The organism is Halomarina oriensis (genome assembly GCF_009791395.1).
Taxonomy (GTDB): Archaea; Halobacteriota; Halobacteria; order Halobacteriales; family Haloarculaceae; genus Halomarina; species Halomarina oriensis.
On sequence record NZ_WSZK01000015.1, the window covers coordinates 630719 to 647362 of the forward strand.

Annotated in this window: 23 protein-coding genes; 6 read left to right on the top strand and 17 right to left on the bottom strand. The window is 66.6% G+C overall.

The features are described 5' to 3' along the window. The first annotated feature begins 72 nt into the window (after window positions 1-72). From GQS65_RS09775 to fabG, 5 genes are all read left to right on the top strand, one after another. Window positions 73-393, top strand: a complete 321-nt coding sequence (locus GQS65_RS09775) for an AbrB/MazE/SpoVT family DNA-binding domain-containing protein (RefSeq protein ID WP_158204415.1) — start codon at window positions 73-75, stop codon at window positions 391-393. Further along, window positions 386-1045 carry a hypothetical protein gene (locus GQS65_RS09780; RefSeq protein WP_158204416.1) on the top strand — a complete coding sequence of 220 codons (660 nt, stop codon included), beginning with the start codon at window positions 386-388 and terminating at the stop codon, window positions 1043-1045. Before GQS65_RS09775 ends, GQS65_RS09780 begins: the two co-directional genes overlap by 8 nt. Continuing rightward, window positions 1042-1584 (top strand): poly(R)-hydroxyalkanoic acid synthase subunit PhaE, encoded by a 543-nt coding sequence (locus GQS65_RS09785; protein WP_158204417.1) that lies wholly within the window; start codon window positions 1042-1044, stop codon window positions 1582-1584. The genes GQS65_RS09780 and GQS65_RS09785 overlap by 4 nt, the downstream gene beginning before the upstream one ends. Then, complete coding sequence (phaC, locus tag GQS65_RS09790; RefSeq protein WP_158204418.1) at window positions 1581-3041, top strand: class III poly(R)-hydroxyalkanoic acid synthase subunit PhaC; 1461 nt, start codon at window positions 1581-1583, stop codon at window positions 3039-3041. The genes GQS65_RS09785 and phaC overlap by 4 nt, the downstream gene beginning before the upstream one ends. 129 nt (window positions 3042-3170) lie before the next feature. Next, on the top strand, window positions 3171-3911 hold the full coding sequence (gene fabG, locus GQS65_RS09795; RefSeq protein WP_158204665.1) for a 3-oxoacyl-[acyl-carrier-protein] reductase: 741 nt from the start codon (window positions 3171-3173) through the stop codon (window positions 3909-3911). A 33-nt stretch (window positions 3912-3944) separates the two neighbouring features. Here the strand turns inward: fabG and GQS65_RS09800 are convergent, their stop codons facing one another. The 6 genes from GQS65_RS09800 to GQS65_RS09825 all read right to left on the bottom strand — a co-directional run bounded on the left by GQS65_RS09800 (window position 3945) and on the right by GQS65_RS09825 (window position 10766). Beyond that, window positions 3945-4736, bottom strand: a complete 792-nt coding sequence (locus GQS65_RS09800) for a DUF7551 domain-containing protein (protein ID WP_158204419.1) — start codon at window positions 4734-4736, stop codon at window positions 3945-3947. A gap of 114 nt (window positions 4737-4850) precedes the next feature. Then, window positions 4851-6836 carry an ABC transporter transmembrane domain-containing protein gene (locus GQS65_RS09805; RefSeq protein ID WP_368280025.1) on the bottom strand — a complete coding sequence of 662 codons (1986 nt, stop codon included), beginning with the start codon at window positions 6834-6836 and terminating at the stop codon, window positions 4851-4853. Between the two features lie 61 nt (window positions 6837-6897). Then, the gene (locus GQS65_RS09810) at window positions 6898-7893 is read right to left on the bottom strand and encodes an ABC transporter ATP-binding protein (RefSeq protein WP_158204420.1); all 996 of its coding nucleotides are present in this window, start codon (window positions 7891-7893) and stop codon (window positions 6898-6900) included. After that, on the bottom strand, window positions 7890-9104 hold the full coding sequence (locus tag GQS65_RS09815) for a FecCD family ABC transporter permease (RefSeq protein ID WP_158204421.1): 1215 nt from the start codon (window positions 9102-9104) through the stop codon (window positions 7890-7892). The genes GQS65_RS09810 and GQS65_RS09815 overlap by 4 nt, the downstream gene beginning before the upstream one ends. A 168-nt stretch (window positions 9105-9272) precedes the next feature. Then, entirely contained in the window at window positions 9273-10481 is a 1209-nt protein-coding gene (locus GQS65_RS09820) for an ABC transporter substrate-binding protein (RefSeq protein ID WP_158204422.1), read from the bottom strand. A 51-nt stretch (window positions 10482-10532) separates the two neighbouring features. Beyond that, the gene (locus tag GQS65_RS09825) at window positions 10533-10766 is read right to left on the bottom strand and encodes a hypothetical protein (protein ID WP_158204423.1); all 234 of its coding nucleotides are present in this window, start codon (window positions 10764-10766) and stop codon (window positions 10533-10535) included. Window positions 10767-10942: 176 nt separating this feature from the next. On the opposite strand from GQS65_RS09825, the gene GQS65_RS09830 reads away from it, so the two are divergent. Next, complete coding sequence (locus GQS65_RS09830; protein WP_158204424.1) at window positions 10943-12262, top strand: tyrosine-type recombinase/integrase; 1320 nt, start codon at window positions 10943-10945, stop codon at window positions 12260-12262. A gap of 23 nt (window positions 12263-12285) precedes the next feature. On the opposite strand, the gene GQS65_RS09835 is transcribed toward GQS65_RS09830, so the two are convergent. The 11 genes from GQS65_RS09835 to GQS65_RS09885 form a co-directional block, all read right to left on the bottom strand. Then, window positions 12286-12438 (bottom strand): hypothetical protein, encoded by a 153-nt coding sequence (locus GQS65_RS09835; RefSeq protein WP_158204425.1) that lies wholly within the window; start codon window positions 12436-12438, stop codon window positions 12286-12288. 58 nt (window positions 12439-12496) lie between these two features. Further along, window positions 12497-12634, bottom strand: a complete 138-nt coding sequence (locus tag GQS65_RS09840; RefSeq protein WP_158204426.1) for a hypothetical protein — start codon at window positions 12632-12634, stop codon at window positions 12497-12499. Then, complete coding sequence (locus GQS65_RS09845) at window positions 12627-12944, bottom strand: hypothetical protein (protein WP_158204427.1); 318 nt, start codon at window positions 12942-12944, stop codon at window positions 12627-12629. Before GQS65_RS09845 ends, GQS65_RS09840 begins: the two co-directional genes overlap by 8 nt. A 308-nt stretch (window positions 12945-13252) precedes the next feature. Beyond that, window positions 13253-14005: a DNA polymerase sliding clamp gene (locus GQS65_RS09850; RefSeq protein ID WP_158204428.1), complete on the bottom strand. Its 753-nt coding sequence runs from the start codon at window positions 14003-14005 to the stop codon at window positions 13253-13255. After that, window positions 14002-14415, bottom strand: a complete 414-nt coding sequence (locus GQS65_RS09855) for a hypothetical protein (protein ID WP_158204429.1) — start codon at window positions 14413-14415, stop codon at window positions 14002-14004. The genes GQS65_RS09850 and GQS65_RS09855 overlap by 4 nt, the downstream gene beginning before the upstream one ends. Then, a complete protein-coding gene (locus GQS65_RS09860; protein ID WP_233265106.1) occupies window positions 14412-14906 on the bottom strand; it encodes a 3'-5' exonuclease in 495 nt (164 codons plus the stop codon). Before GQS65_RS09860 ends, GQS65_RS09855 begins: the two co-directional genes overlap by 4 nt. A gap of 10 nt (window positions 14907-14916) precedes the next feature. Next, window positions 14917-15528, bottom strand: coding sequence for a hypothetical protein (locus GQS65_RS09865; RefSeq protein WP_158204431.1), 612 nt, complete (start codon window positions 15526-15528; stop codon window positions 14917-14919). After that, window positions 15528-15704, bottom strand: a complete 177-nt coding sequence (locus GQS65_RS09870) for a hypothetical protein (RefSeq protein ID WP_158204432.1) — start codon at window positions 15702-15704, stop codon at window positions 15528-15530. The genes GQS65_RS09865 and GQS65_RS09870 overlap by 1 nt, the downstream gene beginning before the upstream one ends. Beyond that, the gene (locus GQS65_RS09875) at window positions 15704-15907 is read right to left on the bottom strand and encodes a hypothetical protein (protein WP_158204433.1); all 204 of its coding nucleotides are present in this window, start codon (window positions 15905-15907) and stop codon (window positions 15704-15706) included. The genes GQS65_RS09870 and GQS65_RS09875 overlap by 1 nt, the downstream gene beginning before the upstream one ends. Further along, window positions 15907-16272 carry a PadR family transcriptional regulator gene (locus GQS65_RS09880; RefSeq protein WP_158204434.1) on the bottom strand — a complete coding sequence of 122 codons (366 nt, stop codon included), beginning with the start codon at window positions 16270-16272 and terminating at the stop codon, window positions 15907-15909. The genes GQS65_RS09875 and GQS65_RS09880 overlap by 1 nt, the downstream gene beginning before the upstream one ends. Further along, entirely contained in the window at window positions 16272-16421 is a 150-nt protein-coding gene (locus GQS65_RS09885) for a hypothetical protein (protein WP_158204435.1), read from the bottom strand. The genes GQS65_RS09880 and GQS65_RS09885 overlap by 1 nt, the downstream gene beginning before the upstream one ends. Window positions 16422-16644: the final 223 nt, after the last annotated feature.

Genomic DNA, 16644 nt, shown 5'->3' on the forward strand with positions numbered 1-16644 from the left:
TGGTAGCAAATGGTAGTAGATGGTAAATCGGAGCAACGTTTAAGCCTCGCAGTCTCCTGACTCCAGGTGACGATGTCCGACGACCGAGACCCGATGTGGCCGCCCGCGCTGTTCGCGCGGGAGTTCCAGGAGGCGTCAGAGGAAGCGCTGGACCGCCAGCAGCAGTACCTCCGGCGCGTGTTCGACGCCAACGGGATGGCCGGCATGGCCGACTCCGTCCCGTCGCAGTTGGGCGCGATGAGCCAGTTGGCGATGTTCAAGACCCGGGTCCAGAGTGGCGGACGAATCTCGATTCCGGACGCCGAGCGAGAAGCCCTCGACATCGAGGAGGGAGACATCGTGCAGACCGTGGTCGTCCCGATCAAACGCAACCGAGGTAATTCAGATGACTGACAACAGCTACACCGGACCGATGAGCACCGCATTCGAACTCCAGCGCGACGCCGTCAAGCAGGGCCAGCAGGCGTTCGAGCGCTCGCTCGACTTCCAGCGCCGCATGAACCGCGCGATGCTCGACGGGGTGGAGACCCAGGAGGAGACCCAGCGCACGGGCGTCGAGTTCGCCCGCGACGGCATCCACGCGTACCTTGACGCCGTCGAGACGATGACGACCCCCGGCATGGGGAGTCGTGGTGTCCGCGAGATGCGCCGCTCCGTCGACGAGGGGTTCGACAACCTGCTCGACGCCCACGAGGAGGCGTTCGAGACCACCAGCGAGGGTATGGAGCGCTCCGTCGACGAGTACGACGAGTTCTCGGAGGCGTACCTCGACGCGCTCGAAGCGCAGATCGAGGCGCTGCTGGAGGCCCACGAGGACGTCCAGGAGCGCACCATCACGACGATGCAGGAGTCCCTCGAACAGTACGAGCGGTTCCAGTCGGAGATGGAGGGGCAGGCCGACGAGATGAACGAGGCGTTCGAGCAGCAGGCCGAGCAGTTCCGCGAGACGTTCGAGAAGCAGCTCGAACAGTACCGCGAGCAGGTCGACCGCATGCAAGAACAGGTCGACGAGCTTCAGCGACGAACGGAGGCCGACGGAGAATGAGCGAGGACACTCAGTACAACTGGCTGAACATGGCCGAGCGGATGAACGAGGCGATGGCACGCTCCGTCGAGCAGAACATGGAGGCGCAGGCCAAGTTCATGGACTCGTGGGCCGAGGGCGTCGAGTCGACGATGCTCGACGAGGAGACGATGACCGAGAGCGTCGAGTCGTACGGTCGCGCCTACGAGGTGTGGATGGACGCCGCCGACCAGATGTACGAGCGCGTCACCGACGCCGCCGAGGGCGAGGACGTCTCGTTCACCGAGTTCCGCGACATCTGGCTCCGCAGCGCCAACGACGCGTTCAAGGAGGTCATGAGCACCTCGGCGTTCGCCGCCTCCCAGGGCTCGATGGTCGAGGCGATGATGGACCTCCAGCGTGAGACGAACGAGGTCAGCGAGGAGACGCTCTCACAGCTCGGGTTCTCGACCCGGGGCGACGTCGACGAGATCGCCGGCCGCCTCGTCGAACTCGAACGCCGCCAGCAGGACGTCGAGGACAAACTCGACCGCATCCTCGACCACCTGGAGGACGAATGAGCCGCGAGCAGTCGTTCCCCAACCCGTTCGACCTCGCGGTCAACACCCAGCGCGAACTGCTGGAGGCGACGACGGGCGCGTTCGAGCGTGCAGAAGTGGCCGACGACCGACTCGACACCATCGAGTCCGTCGACGTCGGCGAGACACCCAGCGAGGTCGTCTACCGGGAGAACAAGCTGGAACTCGTCCACTACGAGTCCCAGACCGACGAGCAGAGCGAGGTGCCCATCCTCGTCATCTACGCGCTCATCAACAAGCCGTTCATCCTCGACCTCCAGCCCGACCGCTCGGTGGTGCGCCGGCTGCTCGAAGCCGGTCACGACGTCTACCTCATCGACTGGAACGAGCCGTCGCGGCTCGACCGCCATCTGACGCTCGACGACTACGTCAACCGCTACATCGAGAACTGCGTCGACGAGGTCCGCGAGCGCTCCGGCCAGGAGAAGATCAACGTCCTCGGCTACTGCATGGGCGGGACGATGTCGGTGATGTACACCGCGCTCCACCAGGAGAAGGTCAACGCCCTGGGGCTGATGGCCGCCGGCCTCTGTTTCGACAGTTCGGGCGGCGTCCTCGAGACGTGGGGCGACGACGACTACTACGACCCACGGGACGTCACCGAGGTGTACGGCAACATGCCCAGCGAGTTCCTCGACGTGGGGTTCGCGCTGATGGATCCCATCGCCAACTACGTCTCGAAGTACGTCCGGCTCTACGACAACGTCGAGAACGAGGACTTCGTCGAGAACTTCGCGCGCATGGAGCGCTGGCTCTCGGAGGGCATCGACGTCGCCGGCGCGGCGTACGTCGAGTTCCTCGAGGACATCTACCAGGACAACAAGCTGTACAAGAACGAACTGGAACTGGACGGTCAGCACGTCGACGTGACGAGCATCGACGTCCCCATCCTCCAGATTCTCGGCGAGTACGACCACCTCATCCCGCCGGGAGCCTCGAAGCCGTTCAACGACGTCGTCGGGAGCGACGACGTGACGGTCATCGAGTACCCGACGGGGCACATCGGGCTCTCCGTCTCGGGCAGTTCCCACGAGGAGGTCTGGCCGAAGGTCGCCGAGTGGTACCACGAGAAGAGCGTGGACGCGGACGAGGAGACCCAGAGTACGTTCGCCGACGTCCCCGAGGAGGAGGACGTCGAAGTCGTCGTGAGCGATGCTGCTGCATCGGAGAGCGAGGCCGAAGCGGACGTCTCCGACGACGTCGAGGAAGCACGGGCCGACGTCGAAGACGAAGACGCCGGTCCCGCCGGCGTCGCGGGCGAGGGCGTCGAAGTCGTCGACGGTATCGGACCGACGTACGCCGAACGCCTGCGCGAGGCGGGTATCGAGACCGTCTCGGACCTCGCCGAGTCGGACGCCGAGACGGTCGCGGAGGCCGCCGGCGTTGGCGAGACACGCGCACAGGAGTGGCTGGACGGTCTCGAAGCCGACGAGGAGTAGTCGGCGAGAGCGGGGCCGTCACCGAGTCGGTCCCGGACGGCCGTGTCGCCGCCGAGTCCGTCTTTCAGCCGGACAACACGAGAAAGGACTATCACCTCCCGCTTTCAGGATGCTAGCATGTCGAGCGACATGCTCTCGGGGCAGACCTGTCTCGTGACCGGCGGTTCGCGTGGTATCGGCCGTGGTATCGCCACCGAACTGGGGAAGTACGGGGCGGACGTCGTCGTGAACTACCGCTCGTCGGAAGCGGAGGCCGCCGAGGTCGTCGACCACATCGAGGACGGCGGTGGTCGCGCCCTCGCCGCGCAGGGTGACGTCGCCGACCAGGCGCAGGTCGAGGCGATGTGCGAGGACGTCCACGAGGCGTTCGGCCCGGTGGACGTGCTGGTCAACAACGCGGGCATCACCATCGACAAGACGTTCAAGAACATGACCCGCGAGGACTGGGACCGGGTCGTCGACGTCAATCTCGGCGGCGTCTACAACTGTACGCACTGCCTGTTCGACGACCTCCTGGAGTCCGACCAGGGTCGTCTCATCAACATCTCCAGCGTCGTCGGCCAGCAGGGCAACTACGGGCAGGCCAACTACGCGACCACCAAGTCGGGGATGTTCGGGTTCACTCGCACCATCGCCCTGGAGATGGCTCGCTCGGGGTCGACGGCGAACTGCGTCGCGCCGGGGTTCGTCAAGACCGACATGCTCGAGGAGGTGCCCGAGCGCGTCCAGAACAAGATTCTGGAGCGAATCCCGCTGCGACGGTTCGCCGAAGTCGAGGACGTCAGCGGCATGGTCCGGTTTCTCGCCTCCCCCGAATCGAGCTACATGACCGGACAGGTGCTCGCCGTCAACGGCGGGATGGAGTGGTAAGACGGCGACTCGTGGACGGGAGGGAGTCGGTCGTCACCCGGCCGTCGCCAACCCCGTCGGTGGCCCGTCGAACACGACGGTGAGCCGCCACGTCTCCTCGTCGAGTGCACACGCGTTCGCTATCCTCGGAAGTGTGTCGTGCCGACGCGACAGGTCGACGACCAGCGGAAGCGTCGTCACTCGCTCCTCGGCGAGGGCGTACCCCGAGAGCACGACGGAACACGAGCCACGGTCGGTCGAACGGTCGTAACCGTCGAGCAACGACAGCGAGCGAAACCGTGTCAGCGAGTCGTCGAGCGGGTCGCCGTGACGGACCGGCTCCGGGAGCCGTCGCGCCGCGTCCCGGCAGACCGCCGCCAGTTCCTCGACCGTGAGTCGCCGGTCGAGTTCGGCGGCCATCGAGTCGAGCAGTGCCAGACAGAGCGCGTCGCGGTCGAGCACTCGCTCGGCGGCCGCGAGGTAGTGGTCCATCACGGCGCGTTCGACCGCGTCGTGGCCCGCTGCCGACAGCGCCTCGAACGTCGCCCCCGCGACGTCGTGGCAGAACTCGACGGTCGCCTGCCTCCTCGGGCCGTCACGCCCGTCACGGACCGACTCACAGACGACGAGGTCCAGTCGCGCCAGCGTCGGGTCGTACCGGCGGAGCGCCGCGCGGTACTGTCCGACGAGTCGTGCGGCCTCCTCGGCGACGGACCGCGAGGGGAACCGGTGGTCGGCCGCCGGGAACGGACGGCGACCGGTCCGGGCACAGACCACCTCGAAGCGGCCGTCGTCCGCCAGTGTGTCGAGACGGGTGTGGATACCGTGCAGCGACGCCCCCACCATCTCAGTTCCCTCCACGGGGTGATTCCGTTCGCCGCCGGGTCCCGCCGTCCATACCACCCGGTTCCCCGGCGTCCACAAAGGCGCTTCGGTTTTTTGGCCGGCCTAAAACAGACGTCAGTCGTCGCCACGGTCGACGACGGCCTCGGGCGAGCGTTCGCCGGCCTGTACGCCCCAGAGCGTGGCGTAGAGGCCGTCCTCGGCGAGCAGGTGCTCGTGGGTGCCGCGTTCGACCACCTCGCCGTCGTCGAGGACGAGTATCTGGTCGGCGTTCTTCACCGTCGAGAGGCGGTGGGCGATGACGAGCGTCGTCCGGTCTTCCGAGAGGCGGTCGAGCGACCGCTGGATGAGCGCCTCCGTCTCGGTGTCGACGGCGCTGGTCGCCTCGTCCAACACGAGCACCGGCGGGTCCTGGAGGACGGTCCGGGCGATGGCGATACGCTGGCGCTGGCCGCCCGAGAGCTTCACGCCGCGTTCGCCAACGCGTGTCTCGTAGCCCTCGGGAAGGTCACGGATGAACTCGTGGGCCTCGGCGGCGCGGGCGGCGTTGCGAATCTCGTCGGCGTTCGCCTCGAAGTGGCCGTACTCGACGTTCTCGGCGATGGTGCCGTCGAAGAGGAACGAGTCCTGACTGACGTAGCCGACGCTCCGGCGGAGGCTCTGGACGGTCACCTCGTCGAGCGCGTAGCCGTCGAGGCGTATCTCGCCCTCGGTCGGTTCGTAGAGGCGGAGGAGGAGTTTCAGCAGGGTCGACTTCCCCGCGCCGGTCGGCCCCACGACGGCCACCGTCTCGCCCGCGGCAGCGTCGAAGGTGACGTCGTGGAGCACCTCCTCGCCGGCCGACGCGCCGATGGCCATCCCCTCCTCGGTAGCTGTCGCCGAACCGTCTGTAGCGGCTGTCGCCGCACCGTCTTCGGCGGTCACGTCGGCGTCGTCGGGAGCGAGCGACAGTTCGCCGTCGTACGCGAAGTCGACGCCGTCGTACTCGACCCGGCCCGCCACGTCGTCCAGTTCGACGGCGTCGGGGGCGTCCTGCACCCGGACGGGGATGTCCATCAGGCCGAAGACGCGCTCGGAAGAGGCTTTGGCGTTCTCGTACTGATCGACGATGTTCGACACCTCCGCCAGCGGCGTGACGAACCGCTGGGTCATGAACAGGAACGTGATGAGTTCCCCGGCGGTGAGTCCGAGAGTGAACGGCCCCGGCGGGCCGCTGACGAGCCACAGGCCGCCGACGAGGAACGTCGCGGCGAACGAGAGGCCCGCGAGCATCTCCATGCCCGGCCGGTAGAGGTAGTTGAGCCTGAGGACGGCCATCGTGTCGTCGAACAGGCGGCGCGAGGACTTCCGGACCCGCGAGACCTCGAACCCCTCACTGCCGCTCGATTTGATGAGTTCGATACCCGACAGCGAGTTTTCGAGGCGGGTGTTGAGTTCGCCCACCGCCGAGCGCTGGCGGACGTAGCGCGGTTCGGCCGCCCGCATGAACCCGAGCGTCGCCAGCACCATCAGCGGGATGGCGACGAGCGTGACGAGCGCGAGCTGCCAGTTGAGCCAGAAGAGGACGGCAGCGATGCCGAGCACCATCACGACGAGTCGCGCCGAGTTCATCAGCGCGTTGTCGAGGAACATCTCCAGGTTCTGGGTGTCGTTGTTGAGGATGGACATCACCTCGCCCGTCTGCTTGTCGTCGAAGAAGGCCATGTCCAGCCGCTGCATCTTCTCGAAGCTGTCGACGCGGACGGTGTGCATCACCTCGTGGGCGAAGAGGTTCGCGGCGACGCCGTAGACGTAGGTGAAGATGGCCGTCACGACGAACGCGCCGGCGATGAGCCACACCGAGAACCAGAACTGACCGAGCTGGTCGGCGGGAATCGCGCTCGCCGGAATCAGCGGGAGGTTGTACGAACCGGGACCGAAGACGCCGTCGACGGCCGCACCGAGGACGAGCGGAGGGAGGAGGCTGGCGACGCGGGCGACGAAGTTGCCGCCCATCCCGACCGCGAAGTAGCCCAGGCGTGGCCGGCCGTACTCCCGGAACAGTCGATGGAGTGGCCGCTCGACGCGTGCCCGGTAGGCGTCGAACGGGTTCTCGTCGTTCACGGTGAACCCTCAGATGGCGCGAACATACGTCCCACGGTTGCGCCTGACACGGCGTGGGGCCTCACCCCGCGTCGGGACGGTCACCGGGCCGGCCACCGTCGTCGTCCGCATCGTCCGTCTCCGCCCCGTCCGTCCCCGGTTCGTCGCGCTCGCCGAGCGCGTACCGCGGGATGACCTCGGGTTCGGGCGTGTAGCGGACGGCGGCGTCCACCCGGAAGACGTCGGCGAGCAGTTCCTCGGTGACGACCTCTCTGGGCGGCCCCCAGTCGTACGGTTCGCCGTCGCGCAGGGCGACGAGGTAGTCCGCGAACCGGGCGGCCTGTGCGATGTCGTGGAGGACGACACAGACCGTGACGCCCTCGTCGGCGTTGAGCTGTCGGAGCGTCTCCAGCACGCGCAACTGGTGGTGTAAGTCGAGGAACGTCGTCGGTTCGTCCAGCAGGAGGACGTCGGTCTCCTGGGCGAGCACCATCGCTATCCACGCGAGTTGGCGCTGCCCACCGCTGAGCTGCCCGAGTTCGGAGTCGGCGATGTGCTCGACACCCGCCAGCGACATCGCGCGTTCGACGGCCGCGTCGTCCTCGGCGGAGAGGGAGTCGAACAGTCCACGATACGGGTACCGGCCGTGGTAGCAGAGGTCCTCGACGGTGAGCGTCGACGGCGAGTCGTGTTCCTGCGAGAGGTGGCCCAGTTCGCGGGCGAGTTCCTTCGAGGAGCGCTCCTCGATGGCCCGACCGTTCAGAATCACGTTCCCCCGTTCGGGCGCGAGTTCGCGAGCGAGCGACTTCAGGAGCGTCGACTTCCCCGACCCGTTCGGGCCGACGAGCGCGGTTATCTCGCCGTCGGGGACGTCGATGCGTTCGCACTCGACGACCGGTTCCTCCGTCGAGGGGTAGCCGATGGCGAGGCCCTCGCCGACGACGGCACTCCCGGCCGACTCGTCGTGGCTGGGGGCGCTCCACTGCGTGTCGTCGGTTCCGGTGTCGGGAGCGACCGCGTCACGGCCGGCCTCGCCACCGTCCGGGGTGTCCTCGCGTTCGCCGTCGTTCCGACTCATAGCTCACCCATCTCGTCTTGTCTGCGCATGAGATAGAGGAAGTACGGCCCGCCGACGAGTCCCGTGACGATGCCGACGTGCAGTTGCTGTGGCTGGCCGAACGCCACCTCGAAGAACAGGCGTGCACCGACGTCCGCCGCACACAGCAGCGCCGGCCCGACGAACAGACAGCCGACGACGAGTTTCGTGTAGTCGCTCCCGACGACGTTTCGGACGACGTGGGGGACGATGAGACCGACGAAGCTGACGATGCCCGCGACGGCGATGGCGGAGGCGGCGGCGAGGATAGCGACCGCCGAGAGCGCGAAGCGCATCCGCTCGACGGGCATGCCGAGCGAGCGGGCGGTCGACTCCCCGAGCAGGAGGACGTTCAACTGCCGGGCGAGCGCCAGCGCGAGGACGACGGCGAGGACGGTCCCCGGCAGGGCGATACGGACTTCGGGCCACGCGACACCCGTCAGCGACCCCGTGGTCCACGCCAGCGCCTGCTGGACGACGCCGATGTCGCTGGCGAAGGTGAACAGCGCCGTCTGGAGCGACTGGAACACCGTCGAGACGATGACGCCCGCCAGCACGAGACGGACCGGACTCGTCCCGCCCTTCCAGGCGATGGCGTAGACGATACCGAACGCGACGGCACCGCCGAGTGCCGCCGTCAGCGGGAGCAGCGCCGTCGCACTGAGGACGACGCTGCCGGCCGTGAACGGGACGACGAGGGCGAACCCGGAGAAGACGACGAGCGTGAGCAGGACCGTCAGCCCCGCTCCCGAGGAGACGCCGAGGATGAACGGACTGGCGAGTTCGTTGCGCGTCACGGCCTGGAAGATAGCGCCCGACACCGCGAGCGCCATCCCGACGAAGACGGCGACGAGGACCCGCGGCAGGCGGATGTTCCAGACGATGTTGGTCGCCGTCGGTAGGTCGACGGCCGCCGTCGAGAGTCCGAGCGCCCCGGCGACGGCGTTCCCGAGGCCCTCACCGAACAGGAACCGGAGCAGGACCTGTGGGTTCGTCCAGACCAGCGGGTCGAGGACGGCCCCCCACGCCTCGGCGATGCTCATCGAGTACGTCCCGAAGCTCACCTGGACGAGCAGACTGGCGAGGACGAGCAGCGAACTCCCGAGACAGAGCGAGAACAGTCGGCCGTCGGCCAGCGACGCCAAGCGAGGCCGGGTGCGGCGGTCGGTGGCCGTGTCGGTGTCGGTCGCCATGCGATTGCGTTTAGGTACCCCTAAAACAGTGAAAACCGTTTCGGAGTCGGCACCGGTGGAGACGACCGGAAGCGAGGTCGGTGCGGTCGTGTCCCTCGCTGCGGCCGAATTCGACCGCCCGGTGACGTTCGAGAGACGCTCAGGGTCTCTCGTGCCAGCAGAACCGCTTCACGATTCGGTGATGACGCTCGCCAGTTCCTCGCGGTCGAACAGGTCGCCCGAGAAACTGTCGGGGAAGTACGCCTGCGCGAACCGCTCGGTGAGAAAGAGGTTCTGGATGGGTCCCTCGTAGATGGGGCCGCCACGGAACACCATCCCGTTCTGGACGGCCGTGAGGTCGCTGGCGACGGGGTGGCTCTCCATGAACGCGACGACGGTGTCCTGGAACTCCGCTTCGGTCTTCGTCTCGTGGCCGCGAACGAGGATGGAGTCGGGGTCGACCTGCGCCATCGTCTCGTAGTCTATCTGGCCGCGGTCGTTCGTCGAGAGGCCACTGACGCCCGTCCCCTCCAGCGCGTCGCCGATGCCGAGGTCACGGAACTGCTTCTTGTTCGTCCCCTCGTCGGTGATACGGTACGGCGAGAACGCCTCCGGTTCGTCGCTGGAGCCGAACGTCAGGAGCGCGTTGGGGCGCTCGCTCTCGGCGGGCAGGTTCGACTCGACGGTCGAGAGGACGTCGTCGTGGAACGAGGAGAACGCCGCGTAACGCTCGGTCTCGCCGTAGACCTGCGCGACCTTCTCGAACGCCTCGTACATCGAGTAGTACCGGTAGTCGTGCCAGGAGTCCGTCCGGCGGAAGATCGTGTTGCCGAGGAACGGCGCGACGTTGTCGGTGACCTCGTCGACGTCGGCCTGCGCCCAGCCGTCGAAGTTGTTCAGCAGCCAGTTCGGGTCGACGAGGTGGAGGTCCGATTCGAGTTCGTAGAACAGTTCCTTGTCGATGCCGCCCTGGTACATGTTCGTCAGGCCGCTCTTGTCGATGCCGACGCCCGAGAGGTCGTCGTAGTACGTCGTGTGGTAGCGGGCCTTCTGGCCGACGGTGTTGACGGCGTCGCCGTGGCCGAGCGCGACGGACATGTCCGCGTACCCGGGGCAGTAGGTGGCGACGGACTCGGGGACGGCCTCGAACTCGACGGTGCCGACCGGTTCCATCGAGACGGAGTAGCCCGCCTCGGTCGACTGCTCCTCCGTCGCCTCGCTGGTGGGTTCGTCGGCGGTCGGCCCGTCCGTCGCCGTCTCGTCGGCGGTCTCGGTCGACTCGTCGGTCCCCGTCGACCCGCCGTTCCCGCCGTCGCTCGCACAGCCAGCCAGTAGTGCGCCCACACCGACCGTACCGCTCGTGAACAGGAACTGCCGTCGTGTCCGTTCGTCGTACATACGGTTTAGGCCAACCTAACGACGCATAAGCCCACCGAAGTTTTGGCTCGCCTAAAGCCGTGCGAGACGGTGCCACGTCGCCGCCGCGACGACCAGACAGAGGCCGACGAGACGGACCCGTCGGGTCGTTCCCTCGTGAGCGACGAACCGGACGTCCAGTCCGTGGTCGTACGCGAAACGAGCGCCACGAATCAGGAGTCCCGGTGCGAGCAGGTGTGCGAGACCGAACACGGCGAGCGTGACGCGAACGAGGCGGCGTTCACCCGCCGAGAGGTAGAGTCGCATGGTCGAACGGAGGCGGCGACGACGGCTGTCTCCACCGGTGGCGGCAAGCAGCGTGTGTGGCCACCGCCGACGCCTCGACGCGGGCGGAGCTATTTCACCCCCCGCCGCGTCGCGGGGGGTATGGCCGACATATCCGGGACATTACGACTATTATCCCAGCGTTCTTCGGCAGTTCCATGGTCGACGTGAACGAGCCGACCCGCATCGCCCATCGGCTCAATCGGAGTTGGGAGCTTCTCGAGGACGCCGACATCAACGACCGAGACCGCGACGCCATCCGGGCGTTCGTCACGTGGCGTCGCGACTCGAAGGGATTGGCTCGGAACACGCTTCGCAGCGACATCTCTAATCTGAAGTGCTCGGCCGAGCGAGCGGCCGTCCCGCTGCTCGACATGGGTCTCGAAGACGTCGAGCGACTGTTCTCGACGCTCGTCGCCCCGAGCGATGCCGGCGGGTACGGGCTCTCCCGTGACGGCTCTGCCATCTTCGGCTATTCGCGCACGCTGCGGCTGTTCTTCCGCTATCTCGATGGCCGTGATTCCTACGACGCCTATGCGTTCCATGATGACATCGAACTCCCGGAGGTCGAGGTCCGAGGGGCCTCTAATCGTGATGCGATGCTGACCGGCGAGGAGATCGAGGCGATCAAAGACGCCACGACGAACGCTCGCGATCGCGCGCTCGTCTCGCTCCTGGGCGACATCGGCGGGCGAATCGGACTCGTGCTCTCGCTTCGCGTCGGTGACGTCCACCTCGACGGTGACGAGCCGTATCTGACGCCGAACACCGACGTCGAAGACGGCCTGAAGGATCTGAGCCTGGAGGCCATCCCGATTCTCCACTCCCGAGCAGACCTGCGGGCGTGGCTTCGCCACCCGCATCCCGCGCCCGACATGGACGAGGCACCGCTCTGGGCGATTCGTCGCGGCTTCGACCGAGACGAAGCTCAGCAGTGTGCGCTGAGCGACTCGCGAGCGCGCAACCTCATCCGTGACGCAGCCGAGCGCGCCGGCGTCAAGAAACCGACCGACCCGCACAACTTCCGGCGGACGGCGGCGACGCGGCTGAGCAACTCCGACCGACTCACGCCCCAGGAGATCCAGTCGATCACCGGCTGGAAGTCCTCGACGCTGAGCGAGATGATCGACGTCTACGACTACACGAGCGACGCCGAGCGCGCCTCGGCCATCCATCAGGCGCTCGGGTTCAGCGCTGGCACTGAAGACGACGAGAACGCTCTCACGCTCGAATCCCTTCCGTGTGGGACGTGCCGCGAGACGGTTTCGACGAGCGCTGACTACTGTCCGAACTGCGGAGCGCCCCAGGACGAGGTCGCTCGGAAAGTGAAAGACACCGCCGAGAACGAAGCTGTCGAAGACATCGCGAGCGCCGAGACGGACATCGAGCGCCTGCTCGGCCAGGCGGTGTTCGAGCGTGTCAAGAACGACCCCGAAGCGCTCGAAACGGTCAAAGACGAGCTGGGTATCGACGTCTAATCGGTAGGAGGTCGTGGAGGGTGTCACGCTTCTACCTCGTAGCCGACCCGCTCGGCGAGGTTGGGGTGGTTGACCATATTGTACCCACAGTCGCCGCACGCGGCGTGCTCTCCGTAGGATGCGCCCCGCCACTCGTAGACGACGTAAGCGAACTTCCCGCACCGTGGGCAGTTCATCGGGGCACCTCGCGATACACGCCCTGCGACAACGCATCAGCGGATTCACTATTGCGAGTCATGGTTCATCACCGTACCAGTCGCGAAACATGTCGGCGTACGCCGGCGCGAGCGGCCGGTCGCTCGTCGCGAGGTCAGCGAGCGTCTCACGAACCTCGGGGTCGTCGCGGTCGAGACGTTCGAGTACGCTACTCATCACTGACCACCTCGCCGACCTGCTCGAGGACGCGCCGGCGCTCCTCGCCGGCCTCCATCGACAGCGACCACGTGGTCTGGATGAAGCCGTAGGCGGCGAGCAGCATCATCCCCGACTCCGCGTGATAGCGCACGTAGGAGCCCGGCGAGGAGTAACTCGTGTCGACGGGGTGGGCTTCGCGCCACGCCGCACGAACCGGGTACCCGACCCACTCACGGCCGGCGCGAGCGTCCCACTGCTGTTGGGGATGTGCGCTGCGGACGATGTGACCGTCCTGGTGACGGTGCTGGTTGGGACTACCGGCGCTCATGCGGGGTCACCTGTAGCGAACTGGTTGGTACGGCCGGGGTCGCAGACCGCGGGGCGGTGTTGGCAGTCGCCATCGCGGTTGCTGGGCGCGAAGTTCCGCTGTCTACCGTGTCCGTACTCGGTCCCGGACGGCCCGACGGTGATTTTGAACCCACACGCCCGACAGACGCCTGTGTGGTTCGAACAGGCACAGGCGTTGATGTGCGCAGGCACCTCGGCGTCGGATGGGCTACAGTCGCATCCGAGCGCCACGTTGTCTCGCGAAGGCGTGGGCGGCATCTTCCGCGTATTTGTGCTCATCGCCATCGGTCAGTCCCTCTGAATCCGCGGTGCGATCATGTACTGGGCTGTGCAGTCCTCGCTCGGGTCGAATGTCAGCCGGAGCGGGTGGTCGTCCTTGAGTTGGATCCGAACGTCGACGTCCTTCGTGATGGGCTTCAACACCGCCTGGAAGTAATCCAGCGAGAGGAGCGTCGTCCCTCCAGCCTCGTACGCGGAGACGGCGATGAGGTCCTCGCGGTCGATGGCGATGTCCATGTCGTCGGTATCGCCCTGCGCGGTCACGGTGAACTGCTCGTCGAGCGTGTCGAAGCCGAGCGTGATGTGGTCGTTCTCGTCGAGGTTGTCCGCGGCCGTGCCCGCGGTCAGCAGCGTCCGCCCGTCGACGACGAACTCGCTGTCGTCGATATCAGTGAACGTCGGCTCGTCGCGAATCGCTTCGGGGTCGATGAGTGCGAGCGAGTAGTCGACGACGCCCGCGGTGATGTCCAGCTTCCGCGTCTCCTCGTTCAGGTCGAGGTAGACCAGTTCGTCACTGCTGGCGACGCTCAGCATGTCCTTGAGCTTGCCCAGGTTCACGGCAATCGTCTCGCCGTCGGCCTCGTAGCTCTCGAACGCCCCGGCGTCGAGGTTCGCGTCGACACAGGCGACCGTCGCTGGGTCGGCCATCGTCGAGCGGATGCCTTCCGCGCCGAGGTGGAATCGCGCTTCGTCGACGAGCGGGTCGAGCAGCGCGAGGTAGTCGCTGATAGTCTGCTTCGTGCAGATGGCCGAGAACGTCATCGGCGACCCTCCTGAGGGTTCTTGCGACTGTCCACGTCCGGGTTCTCGAAGACGTCGACGTCCTCGCCGAGGACGAACGCGAGGTCGCCATCGAAGAGCGACGCCGCCGCGGTCACGCCGTAGTCAGTGACAGTGGACTCGCCGTCCTTCGCGATGGCGCGCTCGAACTGCGTCGTCCGCGGACTCTTCCGCAAGTAGACGGTCCGGTCGTCGTGGGTGATGCGCGCGACGAGGTCGCCCTCGGCGCGGTAGATGACCTGCTGGAGCTCACGACCGGTCGCTGGTGAGGGGTCACCACGGGCCGCTCGAACGACGCCGTCGGCGTGGCGGTGGTCGGTGTCGAGAATCCGCTGTTCGACACGCGAGAAGGCGTCACTACAGACCCTCATCGAGGGGTTTGCGTCAGTCACTCCGACCACCTCGCCAACGTCGCGGACGCACGACGCGCCTGATGAACGGCGTCGTCCAGTGCGTCGTGGTGGTCGCCCTCGCGTTCGAGGTCCACCGCGCCGGGCATGGCCTTCAGCGTGCGGAAACAGCGCTCGTGATAGAACTCCCACGGAACCGGCGCGTTGGCCGCGTCGTAGGCGGCTGAGAGAATCTCGCAGTCGAACGACGGCGAGTTGCCCCAGATTTCCTCAGCGCCGGAGTAGAACTCGCTGAACTCGTGGAGAACCTCGGTGAGTTCGTCGCCGCCAGTGAGCTGTTCCTGCACGTTCTCGTCCTGTCCGAGCCACCACTCCAGCGTCCCGGCGTCGATTTCCAGCCCTGCCTCATCGCACGATTTCAGGCTGATAGAACGGGAGAATGTCTCTTTGACGCCTTCCTCATCGAACGCCACAGCCCCCAGACTGAGGATGACACAGCCGGGGTCGAGGCCGAGCGTTTCGAGGTCGAGCATCACGCGGCGGTCACTCATCGGCATCACCGCCGATGATGTCCGCGACGAGTTCGGCGCGGAGGTCGACCGCGCGAATCTCACGGGCGCGTTCGAGTTCGTCACGGGCGTTCTGGATGTGTTCGAGAACGACGTCGTCCAGCGCCCCGCCCGCGACACCGAAGCTGTAGAGCTCCTCGTCGACGAGCGTGTTCAGCTTCGACCAGGCGGGATCGTCGAACCGGCGGTTCAGTTCGCGGTCCTCGATTGACTGGCGAAGCGACCGTTCGTCGACACCGCCGTCGGTCAGGACGTCGGGGTCATCACGGGCGAGGTGGAGCAGTCGGGGCTCGCCGTCGCGCATGAACAACACGGCCGTCTCGGGGTCCATCAGCGAGAGCCCGAGCGTGGCGACGCGGTGGCCCTGCCCGGTGGCGTGGCCCGCCGCCGCGTTCCGCAGGTTCGTCCGCGCCTGGCTGTTCAGCTCGCGCCAGCCCCGGTGGTAGTTCAACTCGAAGATGCAGTCGGCTTCGAGGCAGACCGCGCCGGTCTGGATCTCGGCGTCACCGAGCGCCTCACCGACCTCGCGTGCGAGCGACGCAGTGTTGGTTACCCCCGTGTCGCCCCCAGTGTGGTCGGCGGACATCACCACACCCCCTGCCGAAGCTCACGCTCGATGTTCTCTTGGACCTGCTCGACAGTCGCCTGCCGCTGGGAAATCCCAGCGAGGACCATCCAGGTGATGAACAGGCAGACGGCGGCGAACCCGCCGATCACACCAGCGAGCGCCGCGACGACGAGCGTCGAACGCGTTCCGGTCATCACTCCGCACCTCCGTCGTCCGATGGCTCGATGAGGATCTCCTGATAGCGGACGAGGAAGTACCCGTCGTTCTCGCCGTGTTCTCCGAGGATCTTCAGCCCGGCACTGTTGAGAAGCGCCTGGATATCGTCGAGTTCGCGGTCGGAGAACTCGTCGCTCAGGTCGGCCTTCTCGCGGTAGCCGACGATCTCGAACGCCTCCATCACTCATCGACCTCCTCGAAGTCGACGGCGAACCCCTCCACTTCGAGTGCGTGGTGGCCGCTGAATCCGGCGACGTCCTCGAAGAACGCACCGAGTTCGTCGACGAGGACGAACTGCCCCTTCTCGGTCAGTTCGTACCCGTTGGTCCGCCTGTCGATCTCGCTCTTCTCGACGAGGCCGGACTGGACGAGGTCGTCGAGGTTCGGATATAGACGGCCGTGGTTGACTTCCTCGCCGTAGCGGGCTTCGAGCTCGCGCTTGATGCCGAGGCCGTAGTCGCCGCCCGTCGCGCCCATGACTCGCAGGCACTGCATCTGGAACGCAGTCAGGTCGGTCGCGTCGACCTCCGTCGTCGTGATCGCCATCAGGCCTCACCTCCGTCGCGGCGGTAGACGTTCCAGGAAGAGCGTGACGTCCCGCGGTACTCGACGACCACTGGTGCGGTGTCGGCGTCGGCGACCGCCTGGAGCAGTCGCCCAGCGTGGCGCTTGTCGATATCGAAGGCAGTCGCCACCTTCGTCGCCGTCGTCCGGTAGATCGGTTGGCCCTCCGGCCGAGCTCTCGCGGCAAGCCAGTGGGTTAGGCGTTCGACCAGGCGTTCGTGTTCGTTGTCTGTGCTTTCGCCGTCCGAAGAGGGAGTCTTAACCCCCTCGCGCGTATCCGTGGACATTGTTGGCTGTCTTTTTCCACGGAGCACGGAGAACGAACGACCAGCCACGGCCTCGCACGCCGCCGCG

Bases quoted from the DNA above. Each gene is read 5' to 3' on its own strand.
- GQS65_RS09775 (WP_158204415.1), top strand. From the start codon at position 73: ATGTCCGACGACCGAGACCCGATGTGGCCGCCCGCGCTGTTCGCGCGG.
- GQS65_RS09780 (WP_158204416.1), top strand. From the start codon at position 386: ATGACTGACAACAGCTACACCGGACCGATGAGCACCGCATTCGAACTC.
- GQS65_RS09785 (WP_158204417.1), top strand. From the start codon at position 1,042: ATGAGCGAGGACACTCAGTACAACTGGCTGAACATGGCCGAGCGGATG.
- phaC (WP_158204418.1), top strand. From the start codon at position 1,581: ATGAGCCGCGAGCAGTCGTTCCCCAACCCGTTCGACCTCGCGGTCAAC.
- fabG (WP_158204665.1), top strand. From the start codon at position 3,171: ATGCTCTCGGGGCAGACCTGTCTCGTGACCGGCGGTTCGCGTGGTATC.
- GQS65_RS09800 (WP_158204419.1), bottom strand. From the start codon at position 4,736: ATGGTGGGGGCGTCGCTGCACGGTATCCACACCCGTCTCGACACACTG.
- GQS65_RS09810 (WP_158204420.1), bottom strand. From the start codon at position 7,893: ATGAGTCGGAACGACGGCGAACGCGAGGACACCCCGGACGGTGGCGAG.
- GQS65_RS09815 (WP_158204421.1), bottom strand. From the start codon at position 9,104: ATGGCGACCGACACCGACACGGCCACCGACCGCCGCACCCGGCCTCGC.
- GQS65_RS09820 (WP_158204422.1), bottom strand. From the start codon at position 10,481: ATGTACGACGAACGGACACGACGGCAGTTCCTGTTCACGAGCGGTACG.
- GQS65_RS09825 (WP_158204423.1), bottom strand. From the start codon at position 10,766: ATGCGACTCTACCTCTCGGCGGGTGAACGCCGCCTCGTTCGCGTCACG.
- GQS65_RS09830 (WP_158204424.1), top strand. From the start codon at position 10,943: ATGGTCGACGTGAACGAGCCGACCCGCATCGCCCATCGGCTCAATCGG.
- GQS65_RS09835 (WP_158204425.1), bottom strand. From the start codon at position 12,438: ATGAACTGCCCACGGTGCGGGAAGTTCGCTTACGTCGTCTACGAGTGG.
- GQS65_RS09840 (WP_158204426.1), bottom strand. From the start codon at position 12,634: ATGAGTAGCGTACTCGAACGTCTCGACCGCGACGACCCCGAGGTTCGT.
- GQS65_RS09845 (WP_158204427.1), bottom strand. From the start codon at position 12,944: ATGAGCGCCGGTAGTCCCAACCAGCACCGTCACCAGGACGGTCACATC.
- GQS65_RS09850 (WP_158204428.1), bottom strand. From the start codon at position 14,005: ATGACGTTCTCGGCCATCTGCACGAAGCAGACTATCAGCGACTACCTC.
- GQS65_RS09860 (WP_233265106.1), bottom strand. From the start codon at position 14,906: ATGCTCGACCTCGAAACGCTCGGCCTCGACCCCGGCTGTGTCATCCTC.
- GQS65_RS09865 (WP_158204431.1), bottom strand. From the start codon at position 15,528: ATGTCCGCCGACCACACTGGGGGCGACACGGGGGTAACCAACACTGCG.
- GQS65_RS09870 (WP_158204432.1), bottom strand. From the start codon at position 15,704: ATGACCGGAACGCGTTCGACGCTCGTCGTCGCGGCGCTCGCTGGTGTG.
- GQS65_RS09875 (WP_158204433.1), bottom strand. From the start codon at position 15,907: ATGGAGGCGTTCGAGATCGTCGGCTACCGCGAGAAGGCCGACCTGAGC.
- GQS65_RS09880 (WP_158204434.1), bottom strand. From the start codon at position 16,272: ATGGCGATCACGACGACGGAGGTCGACGCGACCGACCTGACTGCGTTC.